Genomic DNA, 20,289 nt, shown 5'->3' on the forward strand with positions numbered 1-20,289 from the left:
CTCAGCCCGCGCAGGCCTGGTCGGCGGCGGTGACCGTGTCGATATGGACGGCGAGTTCGCCGACCGTCATGGCCAGGATCTGGTCGATGTCCTTCTCCGCGAGGAGGCCGAGGAGGTCCACCGCGCCGCCGTAGCGCTGTTGCAGCAGCTCCGCAAGGGCGACGAACTCGATGCTCTCCAGCGCCAGATCGTCGTTGAAGGTGGTCGCGGGGGTGACCTCGCCCACGACGAGCAGTTCGTCGCCGACGACGCTCACCAGCATGTCGGTGATCTCGGCCAGGATCGTCCCGGTGCGCTCGGGGAGCGGGTCAGCTGCCATGGGTGGCCTCCGTGGAAGTGGGGGTGTCGGTGTCCGTACGGGGCACGGGCGGCGGCCCGGTCCAGGCGACGACATGGTGCGCGGACAGGTCGTGGACCGAGTCGAGGTGGACGAGGTGGTGCCGGCCGTCCGGGGAGTCCACCCGCAGCGCGCCGCCCGGTGCGGACGTCACGGCCCAGTCCAGCGGCCGGCCGCCGAGACCGCTGCCCGCCGCCTCGGCCGCGGCCTCCTTGGCGCACCACAGGGCGGTGAGCCAGTAGGCGCGGCCCGTTCCGCCGGTTGCTTCGCGGGCCTGGAGGCCGTCCGCCAGGCGGCGTTCGGCCGGGGTGAGGGCGATCTGTTCGAGGGCTCGCGGATCGTCGGTGACCGGCTCGATGCCGATACCGACGGGGCCCGACCGGTGGGTGAGGGCGACGGCGACGTGGTCCCGGTGAGCGAGCGAAAGGTGGAGGCCGGCGGCGAGCGGGCCCTCGGGCCTGGGGCGGCCGTGGGGGTCGGTGCCGACCGGGACCTCGGCGGGGAAGACGGGGCCTGCTCCCGACTCCCACAGCAACTCCCGGACCGCGTCCTTGGCGGCGATCCGGCCCAGCAGCCAGCCCGCGCGGGCGCGCGGCGCGCACCGTTCGTAGCGTGCGCGTTCGGCGGCGCCCAGATAGCGGCGCATCACCAGTTCCTGCGAGGCCGGGTCCGTCCAGCGGCGCCGGGCCAGACACCAGCCGCCCGGCCGGGGTTCGCCGACGCCGCACACCTCCGGGGTGAATTTCATCGGCCACACCCGTTCGTCGGCACCGAAGCGCCGGTACGTCCAGCCCTCCAGCCGCGCCCAGACGCCGCCGTCGGCGCCGCGCAGTTCCACGTCGCCGCGTACCGAGCCGGGGCCCACCTCGCGGATCCGGGCGGTGGCCGCCAGCAGCGCGCCCTCGGGGGGCGGGGGCCCGTACAGCCGTACTCGCTCCAGGGTCGCGGGGAAGACCAGCCGGTCGCCGGTGAGTTTGAGCTGCATCCAGTGGCCGAGGAGCTGGCCCGCGGCGTCCAGGAGGGCGCCGGGGGCCGGCAGTGCGCGCAGCGTTCCGCGGATGCCGTCGGCGGCGAGCGTGCTGACCTCGTGGACCCCGGCGAACTCCGGGCCGTGGAACATCCACCGGTCCCGGTACAGGGCCTCGGCGCTGACGGGCGCCGGTCCGCAGGCCGTCAGGGCCGGGGGACCGGGGGGCGGCGGAGGCGGGTGGTGTGCCGCGAGATGGACGGTGACGGTGGCGTGGTCGCCGAGGCTCACCCGTACCCGGCCGCCGTCGGCCGGGGTCGCGGTGACACCGAGGTCGACGGGCGGGGCGACGGGCAGCCAGCGCAGGGCCCGGACGTCGGAGTAGCCGGTGACGGTGAGCCCGGGGCGCACCTCGTGGGCCGCCTCGGCGGCCAGTTCCAGCAGTGTGGTCATGGGGACGACGGGGAAGCGGTCGGCGGGCTCCGGCCAGTCGTCGGGCTGGAGGTAGACGCAGTGGTCGCGGACGTAGGGGAGGGTTTGGAGGGAGAGGTGACGGGTGGTGCGGCGGGCGCCGGGGGCCGGGGTGGGGCCGGTGGTGTGGCGGGGGGCCGGTGCGGGGGCGGGGCGGGTGGTGTGGCCAGGGGCCGGGGCGGGCGCCGGCTCGGCGGTGCGGCCAAGGCCCGGTACGGGGGCCGGCGTGGGCCGGGCGGCGGCCGTGGCGACCGTGCGGGTGGCAGCCGCGGCGACCGTGCGGGTGGCGGCCCGGGCTTCGGCAAGCACGGCGTCCAGAGCCTGCCGTACGGGGTCCCCGACGGACGGCCGGGGGCGCGGCAGCGCTCCCCCGCCACCACCGCCTCCTCCTTCGTCCGACAGCGCTCCCCCGCCCCCTCCCCCTCCTCCCCCTTCGGGGGAGGGGGCGGGGGGTGGGTTCGGGGGTGGGGGAGGGCCCGCGGATGCGAAAAGCAGTCCCCCCGTCGCCGCCCCGTCCAGGCGGACCAGCGGCGACCCGAGATCGAGCCGGACCGATGCGCCGGATCCCTCCCGGCCCACGGCTACCACCGGGCCCGAGGCGCGGTCCTGGCCCGTGGCTTCCGCAGCCGCGGCGCCATCCGCGGCCAGAGCACGCTCCACGGCGCGATCCGCGGCCGTGGCACGGTCCGCGGCCAGAGCACGCTCCGCGGCCGGGACGCCGCCGACGGGAGGAGCCAGCCGCTCCCAGCGCGGAGTAAGCCCCTCGGTCCACAACGCGGCCGCGGTCCGCAGCAGTTGCGCCCCTCCCCCGGCGCGGGTGCCTGCCGCCGCCACGGCGAGATGGTCCTCCCCGTGGAGGGTGTCACCGATGAAGCCGGTAAGACTGCCGGCGCCGATCTGGACGAAGGCGCGTACACCCATCTCGTACAGCCGCCTGGTCAGCTGCTGGAAGCGGACCGGTTCCAGCAGGTGCCGCAGCACCAACGCACGGACGTCCGACGGGTCTTCGGGGAAGGGGGCGACGGTCGTCGCCGACCAGACGGGGACCTCCGGGCCCCGCAGCGGGAGGGCCGCGAAGGCCGCCCCGACCTGGTCGAGGTAGGGCGCCCACATCGGTGTGTGGAAGCCTGAGCGAAAGGGCATCTCCTGGGCCGACACACCCTGTGCGGCAAGTCTGCGGACGGCCTCGGCCAGCGGCCCGGGAGCTCCGCAGATCACCGACTGGTGCGGGCAGTTGTCGTGGCTGACCGCCACCCGCTCCAGGCCTTCCAGCGCCGCGGCCGCCTGCGCGGCACCGCAGCCCAGGGCCGCATAGACCAGGTCGGGCACCGCGAGGGAGCCGGGCCGCAGCGAGCCGAGGAAGGTGTCCACGGCCTGCGGCGGGTACATTCCGGCGACCACCATGGCCGTCCACTCCCCGAGGCTGTGGCCGGTCAGCAGATCGGGGGCGATGCCCAGTCCGGCCAGGGCGCGGGCGAGCAGCCGGCCGACGGCGAGGGAGTCGACGGCCCGCTCGACCAGGCCGCTGCCCCCGGAAACCACGGGGCGGGTCAGGGACATCCGGTCGGCGATCTCGTCCACGCGCGGCGGCGGCTCCGCTTCCAGCCCCGGAAAGACAAAGGCGAGCCGCGCTCCCGCCTCCCGGGCGTACGGCCCGAAGAAGGGGCTCGGGGTGAACCACACCTCCCCGCGTCCCCGCCAGGGCAGCCCACGGGCGAGGATCTTGGCGGCCAGGGCGCGGCGCTGCGGGGTGGGACCCAGGAGAGCGAGACGGCAAGGGCCTTCGCCCACGGGGACGCCGGTACCCGCGCCCCCCGCTCCCTCCCCCGCTCCCTCACCCTCGCCCTTTCCCCCGCCCCCTCCCGCATTCCTTAATTTCTCCGCCAGTTCGGCGGGAGAGTGCGCGGCGAGCAGCACGGTGCGCTCGGGCTCCGCCGTCCGTAGCGGGGAGGTGTGGGGCACGGATGGCACGGCGGCGGGCCGGGTTCCCGGGGCTTCCTCCAGGATGACGTGGGCGTTGATCCCGCCGAAGCCGAAGGCATTGACGCCGGCCCGTAAGGGTGCCCGTCCGGCGTCCCAGGGCTCTGCCTCGGTGACCGGACGCATCCGGGTCCGCGCCAGGCCCTCGTGCGGCTCGTCCAGGTGCAGGGTCGGCGGCAGGGTGCGGTCGTGCACCGCGAGGGCGGCCTTGATCAGTCCGGCGATCCCGGCGGCCTGCATGGTGTGGCCGAGCATCGACTTCACCGAGCCCAGACCGACCGGCGCCCGGCCGGCGCCCGGAGGCCCGAACACTTGGGCCAGGGTGTCCAGTTCGGCGCCGTCACCGACCGGTGTCCCGGTACCGTGCGCCTCCAGCAGGCCGAGCGCGGTGGGGTGTTCCGGATCGAGGCCGGCGCTGCCCCAGGCCTGCCGCAGCGCCCTGGTCTGCCCCTCCGTCCGGGGGTTCATCAGGCTCGACGCGCGGCCGTCCCCCGCCACTCCCGCCCCGCGGATGACCGCGTAGATCCGGTCCCCGTCGCGTTCGGCGTCGGCCAGGCGTTTGAGGAGGACGACGCCGGTGCCTTCGGACAGCAGCGTGCCGTCGGCCCGGCGGTCGAAGGGACGGATGCACTGGCTGGGACTCAGGGCGCGCAGCTGGGTGAAGACGCTCCACAGGGTGGCGATATGGCAGTGGTGCACGGCTCCGGCGACCACGCTGTCGCAGCGCCCGGCGGCCAGCAGATCGACGGCCTGGGCCACGGCCAGCAGCGAGGAGGCGCAGGCCGCGTCGAGGGTGTAGGCGGGGCCGCGGAAGTCCAGGCGGTTGGCGGTCCGGGCGGCGGTGAAGCTGGGCACCAGGCCGATGGACGCCTCGGGCCGTTCGGGACCCAGGCTCTCCTGGAAGGCCTCGCGTACCGCAGTGATCTTCGGCTCCCCCAGTTCCGGGGCGAGTTGGCGCAGGGTGGCGGCGAGCTGGTGGGCCGTACGGACCCGCTGGTCGAGCCGGGCGGTGGCCACGCCCATGAAGCCGCCGCGGCCGAGGATGACCCCGATGCGGGAGCGGTCGGCGGGCAGCCGCTCCTGGCCGCCCGCGTCGGCGATGGCGTCGGCGATGACGCGCAGCGCGAGCAGTTGGTCGGGCTCGGCTCCCGGGACGGTGGCGGGCATGATGCCGAAGCGGGTGGGGTCGAAGGCGGCGAGCTCGTCCAGGAAGCCGCCCCGCCGGCAGTAGAAGCGGTCGCTGCGGGCGGGGCCCTCGGCGCCGTGCGGGTCGTAGTAGATCTCGGGGTCCCAGCGGCCGGGCGGCACCTGAGTGATGCAGTCCCGGCCGGCCAGCAGGTTGCCCCGGTACGCGGCGAGATCACCGGCACCGGGGAAGAGCGCCCCCATGCCGACGATCGCGGCGTCCGCGGGGCGGGGGCCGGTCCGCCCGGCAGCGGTGTCACTCATCGCCCGCCGCCTCCCCGCCGGCCGCCGCCGCCAGCACGACCTGGGGCGAGGTGCCGTGGGCGAGTTCGGCCAGCAAGGCGTCGGCCGCGGCGCCGGGGTCCAGGAGCGGGATGCCCCGGCGGGCGTAGGCGCGCTCCAGCTCCGGGGTGACCATGCCGCCGCCGTCGGCCGCCCAGGGCCCCCAGTCGACGGCGAGGACGCGCCAGGACGTACGGGCCGACCAGGCCCTGGCGAGGGTGTCCAGGGCATCGTTGGCGGCGGCGTAGTCGGCCTGGCCGCGGTTGCCGAAGACCCCGGCGACGCTGCCGAAGAGGACCAGGAAGCCGGTGTCCTCGCCGGCGGCCTCCAGGAGGTGACGGGCGCCGTCGACTTTCGCGGCGAAGACCCGGGCGAAGGAGGCCGGTTCCTTGTCCCGCAGCAGCTTGTCCTCCAGGGTGCCGGCGCCGTGCACGATCCCGTCGAGCCGGCCGTGCCGGGCCCGGATGTCGCGTACCACGGCGCGTACGGCGGCGGCGTCGGTGACATCGGCCGCGTGGTAGCGCACGGAAGCGGCGTACGGTGCGAGGGCGGCGAGGGTGTCGCTGATCTCGCGGCGGGCCAGGACGCGGGTGGCCGCCGCCTCGATCTGGGCCGGTCTGCGCAGCCCTTGGGCGAGGAGGGCGGCGCGCAGCGCGATGCGGTCGTGGGCATGCGCGAGGGCCGGGTCCTCGGGGGGCTCGTCCAGGGGGGTGCGCCCGAGGAGTTCGAGGTGGCAGCCGTGGGCGCGGGCCAGGGCGTGCGCCGTGCGGGCGGTGATGCCGCGCGCGCCGCCGGTCAGCAGCACCACGGAACCGGCGTCGAGCGCCGGCCTGCCGGTGGGAGGCCGGTCGTGCGGCAGCGGTGTGGGAACGGTGCGCAAGGTGGTGCGGGTGCCGTTGGTGCGGCCGACGACGACCGGTTCGCCGGGGGCGCAGAGTTCGGCGAGGAGGTGGGCCGCGATGCGTTCGGGGCGGTCCTTCGGGTCGATGTCCACGGCGCGGATCAGGACGCCGGGGTATTCGAGGGCGGCCGTACGGGCAAAGCCGCGCAGCCCGGCGCCTGGCAGGGGGTCGGGGGCGTCCTCGGCGGCGTCCTGTCCGAAGGTGCCGCCGGCCGCGGTGGCCAGCAGCAGCCACCGGGCTCCGCCGGTCAGGGCGGTGCGCAGCCCCGCGTACTGTCCGGGCAGTACCGCGCCGCGGCCCGCCCGCAGGGCGCTGAGATCCACCAGTCCGCCCACCCCGTCGGCGGCGACCTCGGCCAGCCGCTCGGCGGGCACGGTACGGACCCGGGCGCCATGGCTCTCCAGAAGGGCGGTGAGGGCGACCGCCACGCCCTGGCCGTCCTCCACCACGGCGAAGTCGCTGCCCGCCACCACCTCGGCGGGTGGCCGGCTCGCCGGCGGGCCGAGAGGCGCTACCTGGACCAGGTAGCGGGTGGGGGGCCGGGGCACGGGGGCGGCGTCGGCTTCGGCCGGGGCCGCGGCCCCGGCCCCGGCGGGTGGGCTCGGAATGACGGGCGGGTGCGCGGAGGTGGGCGGCGCGGACTCGGGTGGCTCGGATGGCTCGGATGGCTCGGATGGCTCGGACAGGGAAGGCGCTCGTGCGGGACCGGCCGCCCCCGCGAGGGCCGCTGCAGACTCAGGTACAGGAGGCGTCTCCGCTGCGGTCTCGCGGTGGGCGGCGGCGATCCAGTCGACGATGCCGCTGATGGTCTTGACCCGGGAAAGCTGCTCCACCGCCGACTCCATGGCTCCGTCGGCGTCCTGGGGCAGTCCGATCCGGTCGGCCAGCGCACCGATGATCTCCACGCGCTTGATGGAGTCCACCGAGAGGTCGGCCTCCAGGTCGAGCCCCGCGTCAAGCATCTCGTGCGGATATCCGGTGCGGGTGTGAATGACCTCCCGTACGGCATCGAGGAGTTCCGCGGGACTCAGCCGCCGTGCCGCGGTGCCGGGCACCTGCCCTGCGACGGCGCCGGCGGCCCCGAGCCCGGCGTCGGACCCGTCGTCGGCGTCGGCCGCGTCCCCGGCGCCGGACCGGACGGGCGCGGCATACGACGCGGCAGCCCACTCGGGCACGGGCGTTGAGGGTGCGACCGCAGGAGTCTCCCCCACCACCCCCGAATCACCCAGATATCGCAGCACGACGTCCCGTTGGGCCGCGATCAGCTCTCGCGAAACCCGCAGGTACTCCAGCACCGCATCCTGCCGGGCGACGCCACCGAACGCGGTGGAGCCACCGGAGGCGGTCGAGCCACCGGACTCGGCACCGGAGGCGGTCGAGCCCCCGGACGCGGTCGATCCCCCGGACGCGGTGAAGTCACCGGATGCCGTGAAGCCCACGGAAGCGGTGGCGTCCGCGAGTGCGGCAGAGCCCTCGGACCCCGCACCCTCCCCGGCCCGCCGCCCCGGTTCCACGCGCCGTGCGGGGCGCAGTCCCCCCGGCAGGCAGGCGCCATCGGCGGTGCGCACCAGATGCCCGTCGACCAGCCATCCAGGGCGGCGCGGTGCGACCGCGGGCAGCGTCTCCGTACGCCCGTGGAACAGGGCTTCCGGGGCGATCGGGACCCCGGCCGCCGCGAGCTGGGCCAGCACGTGCGGCAGCCGGGCCAGGCCCGGCTCGCCCGGGACATCCAGCGCCACGGCCGTGTGCGGCCGGCCGTCCAGGATGCGCCCGACGAGACCGGTCAGCACCCGGCCGGGCCCGGCCTCCACAAAGGTGCGCACCCCGGCGGCGTACATGTCCTCGATCTGCTCCACGAAGCGCACGGGCGCGGCGACCTGCTCCGCCAGGGTGGCGCGGACCGCGGACTCCGCGCCCTCGTAGGGGCGCGCGGTGGCGCTGGACCAGACCGGGAAGGCGGGCACGGCCACCTGCGCCGCGGACAGTTCGGCGGCGAGCGCGTCACGGGCCGTGGCGAGTTGCGGGCTGTGGAAGGCGCAGGCCACCGGCAGGCGGCGCGCGTCCAGGCCGGCTGTGCGCAGCGCTGCCACCGCCGCTTCCACGGCATCCGTGGGCCCGGAAATCACGCTCTGTTCGGGGGCGTTGTGATTGGCGACGACGACACCGGCCGCATGGATCAGCTCCCTGACGCGCTCCGGAGCGGCCACGACGGCGGCCATCGCGCCGGGGTCGTCCCCGGCAGCCCCGAGGATGGCCTCGCCACGGCGGGCGCTGAGGCGCAGCAGCGTCCCGGTGTCGTAGGCGCCCGCGGCCCACAGCGCGGTCAGCTCGCCGTAGGAGTGCCCCGCCGTGCAGTCGGGGCGCACGCCGAGCGTGGTGAGCAGCCGGTGCGCGGCGGCGGAGGCGAGACCGAGCGCCGGCTGGGCGACGCGGGTGTCGGTGAGGGCGGCCTGCTGGGCGGCCCGCCGCTCGGCGGTGAAGGCGGTGGGCGGGAACATGGCCGCGACCCACTCCGGTTCGGCGTCCTCCAGAAGGCCGCGCAGGGCAGGGAAGGCGAGGAACAACTCCCCCATCATTCCCGGTCGTTGGCTTCCCTGGCCGGGGAAGAGGAAGGAGACCAGCCCGGGGTCGGTGTCCCGGCGGCGGGGATACACGCCCTCGACGGCATCGAACCGGCGGGCGGCCGCCAGCTTGACGGCGAGATCGTCGAGGTCGTCGGCCACCACGCAGAGCTGGACCGGCCCCCGCGCCGCCGCGGTCTCGGCGGCCAGGTCGCGCAGCGGCCACGGCCGTCCGGCGGCGTCGTTGTCCGCCAGCCGTGCGGCAAGACGGTCCATGGCCCGTACGGCGGCGGGGCGGTCACTCCCCCGGAAGCAGAAGAGTTCGGCGGGCCAGTGCGTCAGGGCGTGGGCGGGCTCGGGCGCACCGTCGTAACCGGCCAGCACGGCGTGGTAGTTGGTGCCGCCGAAGCCGAAGGCGCTCACCCCGGCGAAGCGCCGCCCCACGGGGACCGGCCAGGGCCGGGCGCTCCCGGTGTCGAAGCGGAACGGTCCGGTGTCCGCGGCCGGCCGGGTCAGATGCAGGGTCGGCGGGCGTACGCCGGTGTGCACGGCGCGGGCGGCCTTGATGAGCCCGGCCAGGCCGGCCGCGCATTTGGTGTGCCCGATCTGCGACTTGACCGAGCCCAGCGTGCAGCTGTCCGGGGTGGCTCCCGCGGCCTCGAACACCTCGGTGAGGACACCGAGTTCGGCGGTGTCGCCGACGACGGTTCCGGTGCCGTGGGCTTCGAGGAGCCCGACCTGCGCGGGGCTGATCCCGGCGCGCCGGTAGGCGCGTTCGAGGGCCCGCCGCTGGCCCTCGGGCCGTGGTGCGGTCAGCCCGAGGGACCGCCCGTCGCTGGAGGTGCCGACGGCCTTGACGACCGCGTAGACCCGGTCGCCGTCGCGTTCGGCGTCGGCGAGCCGCTTGAGGACCAGGGCACCGACGCCCTCGCCGAGCGCGATGCCGTCGGCCGCCGCGTCGAAGGGGCGGCAGCGGCCGGTGGGCGACAGGGCGCGTACCGAGGCGAACATCAGGTAGTCGTTGATGCCGTTGTGCACATCGGCGCCGCCGCACAGCGCCATATCGCTGTCGTGGTCGCGCAGTTGGCGGCAGGCCAGGTCGAGGGCGGCGAGCGAGGAGGCGCAGGCGGCATCCACGGTGCAGTTGGCGCCGCCGAGGTCGAGCCGGCTCGCGATGCGTCCGGCGATGACATTGGCGAGGACGCCGGGGAAGGAGTCCTCGGTCAGGCGGGGCAGTTCGGCGTCGAGCGCGGGCGGCAGGTCCCCCAGGTAGGCCGGGTGGAGTGCGCGCAGGCCGTAGGCCCCGGCCAGTTCGGTGCCCGCTTCGGCGCCGAAGACGACGCTGGTGCGGGCGCGGTCGAAGTCGCGCTCGGCGTATCCGGCGTCCGCCAGGGCCTTGGCGGCCGCGTCCAGGGCGAGCAGCTGCACCGGTTCGATGGCGGCGAGGGAGGCCGGGGGGATGCCGTGGGCGAGGGCGTCGAAGGGGACGGCAGGCAGGAAGCCGCCCCAGCGCGACGGGGTGCGTTCGCCCGCCCGCGCGGGGTCCGGGTCGTGGTACGTACCGGTGTCCCAGCGCCCGGCGGGTACCTCGGTGACGGAGTCGACGCCGGTGACGATGTTGGACCAGAAGCGGGCGGTGTCGGCCGCGCCGGGATAGCAGCACGCCATGCCGACGATGGCGATGTCCAGTGGCTCCGCCTCCCGTTCCCGGTGTCCTTCCCGCTGCCCGTCGGGCGTCGCGAACTGCTCCGCCCGGGCCGTGAGCTGGGCGGTGGCCCCCTCGGTCACGGCGGTGTGCAGCGCGGCGACGGTGGTGGTGGCGCTGTGGGCGGTGGCGGCCTGGCCCAGCATGTACAGGCCCTCGCGGCGCTGTTCCCGTTCCCCGACCGGCGCGGGCCGCCCGCCGTCCGTATGGCGCAGGCCCTTGCTCGCCAGGCGCAGCCGTCCGAGGTTGCGCCGCTCCAGCTCCTCCCACCGGGCCCGCGGGTCCGTGCCCTGGGCGGCGAGGCGCCGCTCGGCGGCCGTGAACTCCTCGGCGTAGGCGGTCTCGGCGCAGCGGGTGGCATGGCCCGGTGCGGTCCGCAGCAGGACGGTCCGGTCGCAGGCCAGGGCGGTGTCCTGGAAGCCGGGCAGGACGGCGCCGGTGGCCACGGCCTCCTGGGTGAAGAGGTAGGCGGTGCCCATCAGGACGCCGACGCGGGCGCCGAGTCCGGCGAGCGGGGCCGCCGCGGCGGCCGCCATGGCGGCGGTGCGGGCGTCGTGGATGCCGCCCGCGAAGAGCAGGTCCAGGTCGTCGGCCGTCCCGCCGTACGTCCGGGCGTGGGCGGTCAGCCGCTCGATCTGCTCCTCCCACAGCGGGAAGCTGGCCCGGGGGCCGATGTGGCCACCGCACTCCTGGCCCTCGAAGACGAATCTCCGGGCGCCTTCGGCGAGGTAGCGCTCCAGCAGGCCGGGGGCCGGGACATGGAGATAGGTCCGGGTCCCGGCCGCTTCGAGCGGCGCGGCCTGGGCGGGCCGGCCACCGGCGATGAGCGCGTACTCGGGGGCGAACTCGGCCACGGCGGCGAGCTGTTCGCGCCGCAGCTCGGGCGGGGCGAAGCCCAGCAGGCCGACGCCCCAGGGCCGCTCGCCCAGGCGCCCGGCGGTCTCGGCCAGCAGCCGGCGTACCTGCTCCCCGTCCATGACGGCGAGGGCGAGAAAGGGCAGCCCGCCCTCGGCGGCGACCGCGGCGGCGAAGGCGGACACATCGCTGACCCGGGTCATCGGCCCCTGGGCCACGGGGAGAAGGCGGGCACCGGGGCGCGGCGCGAGCGGCCGGGTGCGCGCCGCCACGGCAAGGTGCTCGGCGAGGGCGGCCCGTACCGCCTGCACGACGCCGCCGGTGGTGCGGTGCCGCGCGGCGAGCCGGACGGCGAACGCCCCGTCCTGGCCGATGGGGAGCAGCTGAGTCTGCAGGTCCCGGGCACCGAGGAGGGCGGCGATGCGGACGGCGGGCCCGGTCCCCGCCCCGGCGCTCCCGGCGTCGTCCCCTCCGTCGCTCGCGGCCCCGTCCCCTGCGGTGCCCGTGGCCGCCGCGGGGGCGGCAAGGTCAGGGCGGGCCAGGACCCGGTGGCCCGCGACGAGCGTGGTCTCGCTGCCGTCCATGGCCCGGATGGCGTCGGCGACCGCGCGGGGCAGCCGGGCCGCGCCCTCGGTGGTGAGCGCGAGCTGGGAGTCGAGCAGCACCCCGGCCGCACCGCCGGCGACGGCCGCCGCGGCGGTGTGCGGGCCGATTCCCCCGGCGGCGAGCACGGGGACCGTCACGGACGGGTCGGCCAGTACGCGGGAGAGCAGGACGCAGGTGGTGAGTTCGCCGACCCGGCCGCCCGACTCGTGGCCCCGGGCGACGAGCGCGGTGGCGCCGGCGGAACACGCCGCCGCGGCCTCCTCGGGGCTGGTGATCTCGGCCCATACGCGGCGCCGCCCGCCACCGGCCCAGTCGTCGGGGCCGGGGACCGCGCCCCCCGGGCCGGGGACCGCGCCCCCCGGGCCGGGGGCCGCGCCGTCAGGATTGGGGGCCGCGCCGTCAGGACCGGGATCCGCGCCGTCCGGACCCGGAACCGGGACCGGGACCGCGCCCGGGCCGGCGCCGTACGCCCGCGGGTCGGCGAGCAGCACGGTGTCGGTCCCCTCGGGCAGCTCGGCGGGCGTGAGCGGACACCCCACCGGTACCCGTACACCGTGGCGTAGTCGCCCGAGCCGGGCCAGCGCCTCGCGCGCGGCACCGGCGTCCCTGCCGAGGTCCAGCAGGCCGAGCGCGCCGGCGCGTTCGGCGGCCACGACGATCCGTTCGCCCGGTTCCTCGAAGGGCGAGAGCGCAACGACGAGGTCACGGCCGGAGTGGGGGGTGCCGGAGAGTGGGGGCCAGGGGGCCACGGGCGCTCCTTCTGCTGGGGGCGGACACGCTTACCACTGCCACCTGCGGTAACCAGCGGTCGGACCCGAAGGGCAGGCCCCGACCCGCTGATGCCGCGTTGCATGGTGGAGCCACCCCCATGCACTGTCAACGCACGTGCATCAGGCGGTAGTTGATTCCGCCAAGGTCACAAAGGTGCCGTGCCACCTCCGCCACCACCCCATCACCTGGGCGAACACGCACTCGAACGCCGGTTTTCGGGATCTCACCTGGCCTGAAATACACCAGGGTTGGCACAGTGCACCAACGGCTCGCCGCGCAGATAGCGGCCGGCCTCCGCGGCGGCGATCCGTGCGGCCTTGTGCGCGACTTCCTGGCTGCCGCCCGCGATGTGCGGGGTGAGCACCACGCCGGGGGCGGTCAGCAGCCGGGAGCCGGCGGGCAGCGGTTCCTCGGGGAAGACGTCGAAGCCGGCTCCGGAGAGCTGTCCGGAGTCCAGGGCATCGCAGACCGCGTCGTAATCGAGGAGCGCTCCGCGGGCACAGTTGACCAGGATCGCGCCACGGGGCATCGCGGCGATCTCCGCGCGCCCGATCATGCCGGTGGACTCCTCGGTCACCCGGGCGTGCAGGGAGACGATGCGGGAGCGGGTCAGCAGCGTGTCGAGCGAGACCTGTTCGGCGAGGCCGGCCAGCGCCTCGGGGCGGACGTAGGGGTCGTGGACGAGGACCTGGGCGCCCATGGCGGCGAGGACCTTGGCGACCCGGCTGCCGATGGCGCCGAAGCCGATCAGCCCGACGGTGGCGCCCTCGATCTCGATGCCGCAGTTGTCGTAGTCGTAGTAGTCGCCGCGCCAGACGCCCCGGCGCAGAGCGGTGTGGGTGTCGCCGACGCCGCGGGCGGCGGCCAGCATCAGGGTGAGGGTGTGCTCCGCGGTGGCGGTGGCGTTGCGGCCGGGGGCGTAGCAGACCGCGACCCCGTGCCGGGTGGCGGCTTCGACGTTCACGTTGACCGGGCCGCCGCGGCTGGTGCAGAACAGCTTCAGACCGGGGCAGTGGGCGAGAATCCGCTCGGTGAGCGGGCCGTGCTCGGTGACGCAGATCTCGACGCCGCGCAGAGCCTCGATCATCTCGTCCTCACTGCCGGAGGCCTCGATGACCTCGGCGACCGGCCCGAAGGGGGTGTGCGGCCAGTCGAACTGGATCTCGCGCACCTCCAGCGGTGTGTCCCCGGCGGCCTCGTGCACGGCCCGGGTGAACAGACCCGGGCGGATGAAGTGGTTGCCGGCGGCAAGGACGGTGGTGCTCATGAGGGCTTCTCCTGAAGGCGGGAGCGGTGGTGCCAGGGGGCGGCCGGTGCGGTGGCCGGACGGTCAGTGACGGGCGCTCAGTGGGGGGGCGGTCAATGGCGGGCGGTCAGTGGCGGGCGGTCACTGGAGAGACGGCCCGCGGAGGACGTCACTGGAGAGACGGCCCGCGGAGGACGTCACTGGAGAGACGGCCCGTGGAGGGCAGGGGCCCGGTTCAGGGCCGGGGTGTTGAAGCCGATCAGCGCGGTGCGCCCGTTCTCGATGCGGATCTCGGTGAGGGCGCCGTTGTGCAGCACGGGGAAGACCCGGCGGTAGTCGGCGAGCGGGATGCCCAGCAGATGGCAGAGCAGGACCCGGATGAGGGTGGAGTGCGCCACGACCAGGATCCGGCCGTGCGGCTGCTCGCGGGCGAGGTCGGCGAGACAGCCGGCGGCGCGCTCGGCGGCGCGGCGCGGGTCCTCCCCGTCGGGAAGGTGGTTCCCGACCGGGTCGGCGAGGAAGGCGGCCAGCCGCTCCGGGAAGCGTTGGCGCATCTCGTCCCTGGTCAGGCCCTCGCCCTGGCCGAAGTCGAGCTCGTAGAGCCGTTCGTCGGTGTGTGCGGCCAGGCCGCAGGCGGCCGCCGCGGGCGCGGCGGTGAGGCGGGCCCGGGAGAGCGGTGAGCTGTGAACGGCGGTGAGGCCTGCGGTGGCGGCCCAGGTGGCGAGGGCGGCGGCCTGCTCGCGGCCGTGGTCGGTGAGGGGCACATCGGTGCGGCCGGCGTAGCGGTTCTCCGCATGCCAGACGGTCTCGCCGTGGCGTACGAGGAGGAAGTCGGTCACGGTGCTGCCCTCCTGCGGGCGTGGTCGGCCACGGCCGGGTCGAGCCAGCCGCGGCGGGTGAGTGCGTCGATGAAGCGGAGGTGGACGGGGGCGTAGTGGGCGGTGCGGGCAGGTTCGGGCGCGAGCTCCCGGTCGATGCGGACCATGGCGGCGGCCGCTTCCCGGAGGCCGGCGCCGGAGGAGGTGGCGGCGAGGACCGCCATGCCCAGGGCGCCCTCGGCCTGTTGCGGCAGCCGTACGGGACGGCCGAGGACATCGGCGCGCAACTGGCACCAGTAGGCGTTGCGGGCGCCGCCTCCGGTGAGGGTCAGCGGCCCGTCGATGGGCGCTCCGAGGTGGTCGAGGTAGTCGAAGCAGAGCCGTTCGAGGCAGGCGACACCGAGCAGACAGGCATGGAACTCGTGTGCCCGGGTGGGGACGTGGCCCAGGACGAAGGGTTCGGCGTCAGGGGCACGGAAGGGGAAGCGCTCGCCGCCTCCGGCGACCAGGGGGTAGGCGACCGCGTCCGGATCGTGCAGGGCCGCGGCCTGCGCGGTGAGCGCGTCCAGGTCCTCGTCGCCGAAGTGCCGGGAGATGACCCCGGCACCGCTGCTGGAGGCGCCGCCCGGCAGCCAGTTGTCGCCCGGTCCGCGGTGGCAGTAGACGACGCCCGCCGGGTCGCGGACCGGATGCGGGCTGCTTCCCTTGAGGACGAGGGTGGTGCCCAGGACCGAGTTCCAGGCGCCCGGCGCGAGCGCCCCGGCGCCTATCTGCGCGGCACAGCCGTCGGTCATCCCGGCGACGATCGTGGTCCCTTCGGGGATGCCGGTGGCCTCGGAGGCGGCGGCGCACACGGAGCCGAGCACACTGCCGGGACGTACGACCTCGGGCAACACCCCCTCGGGCACGCCCAGTTCCGCCATCACCCGGTGCGGCCAGCGCTCCTCGACGAGGTGGTAGCCGGTCTTGAGGGCATGGCTGGCGTCGGCGGCGACCTGACGGCCCGCAAGTCGCCAGGTCACCAGGTCGACCTGGTGCAGCAGCCGGACGCCCGGGCCGGGGGCGGGGCCGTCGGCCAGCAGGTGGACGAGTTTGGGCAGTGCCCAGGACGGCTGCATGCTGCGGTAGCCCAGCTCCTGCCAGACCGCCTCCCCGGCGGCGTTGACGGCCGCGGCCTGTGCGGCGGCGCGCCCGTCGTCGTACATCACTCCGGGGGTGAGCGGGGTGCCGTGGGCGTCGGCGAGCAGGATCGTTCCTGAGGTCCCGTCGATCGCCAGTCCGCGGACGCGCCGGGCGTCGATCTGCCCCAGGGCTTCCAGGCAGGCGGCGGCCAGGGCGCTCCACCACTCCTCGGGGTCCTGCTCGTGCCGGTTGCCGTCGCGCCGGCCGGTGAGCGGGCGGGCGGCGGTGGCCAGGACCTGCCCGGTGCCGTCGACGGCGACGCAGCGCGCGCTCTGGGTGCCCAGGTCGAGGCCGAGCCAGATGCCGTCGAGGGCGGAGGCGGGGGTGCCGCGGCTTCGGCGCGGGTCAGTCACGGGGGTCTCCAGGGGTGGTGCCGGTGGTTTCGGTCGGCCGGCCGGGGGCCTCGGCCCGGTGGCGGGCGCTCCCCCGCCAGACCGCGCCGCCCCGCCAGCCGGCCTCCCGGGCGCGCGCCCGCCACCCGAGGAAGTCCTCGTACAGCGCGGCATAGAACTCCGTGCGCTCCGGATCGGGCTCCCAACTGCGCTGCATCCGGACGTACTTGGCGGCGGCGCTGTGCATGCTGGTCTCGGCGCCGGTGCGGACCAGTCCGGTGAGGAAGGCGCCCTTGGCGCCGAGTTCGGTGTCGCCGGAGCGGGCGGTGGGCACCCCCGTGGCATCGGCGATCAGCGCGCACCAGGCGTCGCTGTTGGCGCCGCCGCCGCACAGCCGCAGCTCGCTGACGTCGGTACGGGCGGCGGCCAGCGAGTCCCGCAGGACCAGCGAGAGCCCGTCGAAGACGGCGCGCGCCAGATCGGCGGGGGTGTGTTCCAGGGACAGGCCCCAGAAGGTGCCGCGGGCGCCCGGGTCGAGGAAGGGGGCCCGCTCTCCGGCCGGGGAGAGGTACGGCAGGAACATCAGCCCGCGGGCGCCCGGCTCCGACTCGAAGGCCAGCTGTGCCAGCTCCGGCGGCCCCGGCAGATGCAGCAGCCGGGCCGCCCAGCCGAGCACCTCGGCGCCGTTGAGCGTGGGGAAGGCGCGCAGCACCCGCTCACGGCCCCGGTAGGCGATGTGGATACCGGATGGTTCGCCGCCGGTGTCGACATCGGTACGGACGATCTCGGTGCACAGCGTGGTCCCCAGGATGCTGCAGGCCTGGCCGGGGTTGACGACGCCGACGCCACGGGCGGTGGCGGCGATGTCGTAGGGGGACATCACGACCGGGAGCCCGGCCGGCAGCCCCAGTTCGTCCGCCGCCGCGCCGGTGATCTCGGCGATCCGCTGCGACTCCCCGAGGACGGTGGGCAGCAGCCGCTCGTACTCCCCGAGGCCGAACAGCTCCAGGATGTACGGATCGTAGTCACCGGTGGCGTGGTCGAGGAACGGCGCGGAGGCGTCGGACTCATCGCTGGCGCGCACGCCGGTGAAGCGCAGGAAGAGCCAGCCGGCGGCGGTGAGCGAGGTGGCGGAGCGGGCCAGCCGGTCCGGGTCGTTCGCGGCGAGCCAGCCGAAGAGGGCGTTGGGCATCCCCGCGCAGGTCAGCGAGCCGTTGCGGCGGAAGGCCGCCTCCAGGACGCCGCTGCGCCCCCAGCCGGTGAGCAGGTCCCCGGCACGGCCGTCGGACCACAGGAGGGCGGGTCCGGTGGGCCGGCCACGGTCATCGACGAGCCAGGCGCCGTCGCCCTGGGCGGTGAAGGACACCAGCCGGACCGGGTCGGTCAGCCCGTCGAGGACCATGCGGACGGTGTGGACGACGGCGTCCCAGACGGCGTCCATGTCCTGTTCCGCCCAGCCGGGGTGCGGACGCAGGACCTCGGTGGCCCGGCGGGCGACGGCGATCTCGGTGCCCTGGTCGTCGAAGACCACGGACTTGATCACCGTGGTGCCGACATCGATGGTCAGTACGGACATCAGTGGGGTCCTCTCACGCCGGGGAGGGGGCGGCGCCGGCCGCGGTGTCCTCCGGCGCATCGCCGCGCAGTACGGCGGCGTCGCGCGCCTTGGCCGCACCCGGCTCGTCCGGCAGCTTCAGGAAATGAGCGAGCACACAGCTCACGGCGTACATCCCCGCGAAGATCCAGACCACCCCTTCGACGCCGAGCGGTCCGACGAAGGCCGCGACGACGGCCGGGCCGACGAAGGTGCTGGCTCCCGCGCCCAGGTTGAGGGCGGCCAGCGCCTGCCCCTGGCGCTTCGGCTCCAGGGTGGGCACCAGCGCCGAAAGCGGTACATAACCTGCCAGCGTAGCGCCGTAGAAGGCGGCTACCAGGAGGGCGAGCGGAAAGTTCGGGCCCGCCGCGTCCGGGACGTAGAAGAGCAGCAGGGTGCTGAGCGTGCAGCCCGCACCGCCGAACCAGGCGATGGTGCGCCGCCAGCCGAACCGGTCGCCGACCACACCGAACAGCAGGTTGGCGAAGATGTTGGTGGCGAACATGGCGCTGAGCAGATGCAGCCACTGGGTGAGGCTGAAGCCGACGGTCCGGGTGAAATGGATCGGCATGATCACGAAGAAGCCGAACTGCGAGGCCGTATTGATCACCCGGACCACCGAGCCGGCCCCGACCCGGGGGTCGCGCCACAGGATCGTCACGCTGCCGACCAGGGTGGCCACCGGTCCCTCCCCCGCCCCGCGGGGCCGCCGTGCGCCGTGGTCGTCCCGTACCAGCAGCAGCGCGATCAGCCCGCCCACGGCCACCAGCACCAGCGCGGCCCACAGCGTGGCGTAGGCACCGATGTGCGGGATGAGCCCGCCGGCCACCAGCGAGCCGAGCGTGGGCAGGCCGCCGGTGAAGGCGAACCAGAACCACCCCATCGCCGTACCGAGCCGGGCGCGCGGCGTCACTCCGGCGACCCAGACGAGGAACCCGTAGGCGAACAGCGGATACCCCAGTCCGCGCAGCCCGTAGGCGAGCATCATCATCGGGTAGCTGGTCAGCGGAATGGCTGCCAGCAGGAAGAGCAGCTGGAAGGCGCCCCAGATGCCCAGGCCGGCCCACATGACGCGGCGCGGCCCCCACAGCTCGGAGAGCACGCCGGAGAGCCAGGCGGCGAGGCCCGCCGCGATCCCGTAGACGGTGAACAGCAGCGCGACCCGGGGCTCGGGGATGCCCTGGCCGGCGAGGTAGGGCGACAGATAGCCGGACTCGACCCCGTCTCCGATCATGAAGAGGAGGAGTCCGAGGTATCCCCGGGCGAGGGTCGGCGGGATACCCATGCGTGTGATCAGCGAACGCGGAGGAGAGTTCGTCATCGAAGCTCCCTTTCTGCGGCGGCGGGGCAGGAGGGGTGAACGCAGCGATGGAACCGCCGGGCGCAAACGGGCGTCAATGGCCGCCGGAATCTTCGCATCGGGGCCGCGACCTGCCATGTTGTGTCGTAGCGGAACCCGCATGTGGCCGCTGCCTTCGCCGCGCGCGCCATGTGAAGTCCGTGCGAACATAACGCGGCGAATTCACGCGGCGGAGCCGGTGCGGGTGAAGCCCGGTGCGGCGCGGTGGCGGCGCGGCGCAGGGGCGGCCCCCACCCCGCCGTACGGGCTCCGCCGCAAGGAATCCGGAAGGGAGCGGAGCGATGGACCGGGCCGAGGCCCAGGAGGAACGGCGCCGCCGGATGCGGGACGCCGTCATCGCCCGCGGTTTCGTCCGCACCGCGGACCTCGCCGAACAGTTCGGCGTCAGCCTGATGACCGCACACCGCGATCTGGACGCCCTGCAGGCGCAGGGCTGGCTGCGCAAGGTCCGCGGGGGCGCGACGGGGCTGCCGTCGGCGCAGTTCCACGGCAGCGTCGCGGAGCGGATGGCCACCATGGCGCAGACCAAGCAGCAACTGGCGCGGGCCGCCGCCACCCTGCTGGTCCCCGGGCAGTCGGTGCTGCTCGACGACAGCACGACATGTCTGCTGCTGGCCCACCAGGTCGCCGGGCACACCCCGCTGACGGTGATCACCAACTCCCTGCCCGCCGTCACCACCCTCGCCAAGGAGCCCGGCATCTCACTGATCACACTGGGCGGTGCGTACTTCCCGGCGTATGACGCCTTCATGGGCCCGCACACCGCGGAGGCGGTACGGGCCTTCCGCGCCGATGTGCTGTTCATGTCCACCACGGCCGTCACCAACGGCCGCTGCTACCACACCTCACCGGAGACCGTGCAGGTCAAGCGAGCCATGATGGAAAGCGCCGGCCGCCGCATCCTGGTCGCCGACCACACCAAGTTCACCAAGGGCGGCCTCTACGCACTGGCCCCCCTGACCGACTTCGACCTCCTGATCGTCGACGACGGACTCCCGCCGGACCAGGTACGGGACGTACGGACGGCCGGCACCGAGGTGTTGGTGGTGCCGGCCCGGGGCTGATACGGGAGTTGCCACCGGCCCCGACGGCCCGGGCCACGACGTCGTCGCGGCCCGGGCCGGGGGAGGCGAGG

The 20,289-nt window shown here is 75.1% G+C and carries 9 protein-coding genes; 1 reads left to right on the forward strand and 8 read right to left on the reverse strand.

Features of this window, described 5'->3' with window-relative positions:
* Window position 1 precedes the first annotated feature (1 nt).
* The 8 genes from ACGFR7_RS24835 to ACGFR7_RS24870 form a co-directional block, all read right to left on the reverse strand.
* Window positions 2-319, reverse strand: a complete 318-nt coding sequence (locus tag ACGFR7_RS24835; RefSeq protein WP_393323213.1) for a phosphopantetheine-binding protein — start codon at window positions 317-319, stop codon at window positions 2-4.
* A complete protein-coding gene (locus ACGFR7_RS24840) occupies window positions 309-5,204 on the reverse strand; it encodes a beta-ketoacyl synthase N-terminal-like domain-containing protein (protein ID WP_393323216.1) in 4,896 nt (1,631 codons plus the stop codon). Before ACGFR7_RS24840 ends, ACGFR7_RS24835 begins: the two co-directional genes overlap by 11 nt.
* Window positions 5,197-12,600, reverse strand: coding sequence for an SDR family NAD(P)-dependent oxidoreductase (locus ACGFR7_RS24845; protein WP_393323218.1), 7,404 nt, complete (start codon window positions 12,598-12,600; stop codon window positions 5,197-5,199). Before ACGFR7_RS24845 ends, ACGFR7_RS24840 begins: the two co-directional genes overlap by 8 nt.
* A 245-nt stretch (window positions 12,601-12,845) precedes the next feature.
* Window positions 12,846-13,889, reverse strand: coding sequence for a 2-hydroxyacid dehydrogenase (locus ACGFR7_RS24850; protein ID WP_393323221.1), 1,044 nt, complete (start codon window positions 13,887-13,889; stop codon window positions 12,846-12,848).
* Between the two features lie 176 nt (window positions 13,890-14,065).
* Complete coding sequence (locus ACGFR7_RS24855; protein WP_393323224.1) at window positions 14,066-14,707, reverse strand: histidine phosphatase family protein; 642 nt, start codon at window positions 14,705-14,707, stop codon at window positions 14,066-14,068.
* On the reverse strand, window positions 14,704-16,221 hold the full coding sequence (locus ACGFR7_RS24860) for an FGGY-family carbohydrate kinase (protein WP_393323227.1): 1,518 nt from the start codon (window positions 16,219-16,221) through the stop codon (window positions 14,704-14,706). Before ACGFR7_RS24860 ends, ACGFR7_RS24855 begins: the two co-directional genes overlap by 4 nt.
* The gene (locus ACGFR7_RS24865) at window positions 16,214-17,776 is read right to left on the reverse strand and encodes an FGGY family carbohydrate kinase (RefSeq protein ID WP_393323230.1); all 1,563 of its coding nucleotides are present in this window, start codon (window positions 17,774-17,776) and stop codon (window positions 16,214-16,216) included. The genes ACGFR7_RS24860 and ACGFR7_RS24865 overlap by 8 nt, the downstream gene beginning before the upstream one ends.
* A 13-nt stretch (window positions 17,777-17,789) precedes the next feature.
* A complete protein-coding gene (locus tag ACGFR7_RS24870) occupies window positions 17,790-19,115 on the reverse strand; it encodes an MFS transporter (protein WP_393323233.1) in 1,326 nt (441 codons plus the stop codon).
* Between the two features lie 320 nt (window positions 19,116-19,435).
* Here ACGFR7_RS24870 and ACGFR7_RS24875 point away from each other — a divergent pair, with 320 nt between their 5' ends.
* Window positions 19,436-20,218, forward strand: a complete 783-nt coding sequence (locus ACGFR7_RS24875; RefSeq protein ID WP_393323235.1) for a DeoR/GlpR family DNA-binding transcription regulator — start codon at window positions 19,436-19,438, stop codon at window positions 20,216-20,218.
* The last annotated feature ends 71 nt before the right edge of the window (window positions 20,219-20,289 follow it).

Origin of the sequence: Streptomyces sp. NPDC048516 (assembly GCF_043199875.1) — a bacterium.
Classification (GTDB): domain Bacteria; phylum Actinomycetota; class Actinomycetes; order Streptomycetales; family Streptomycetaceae; genus Streptomyces.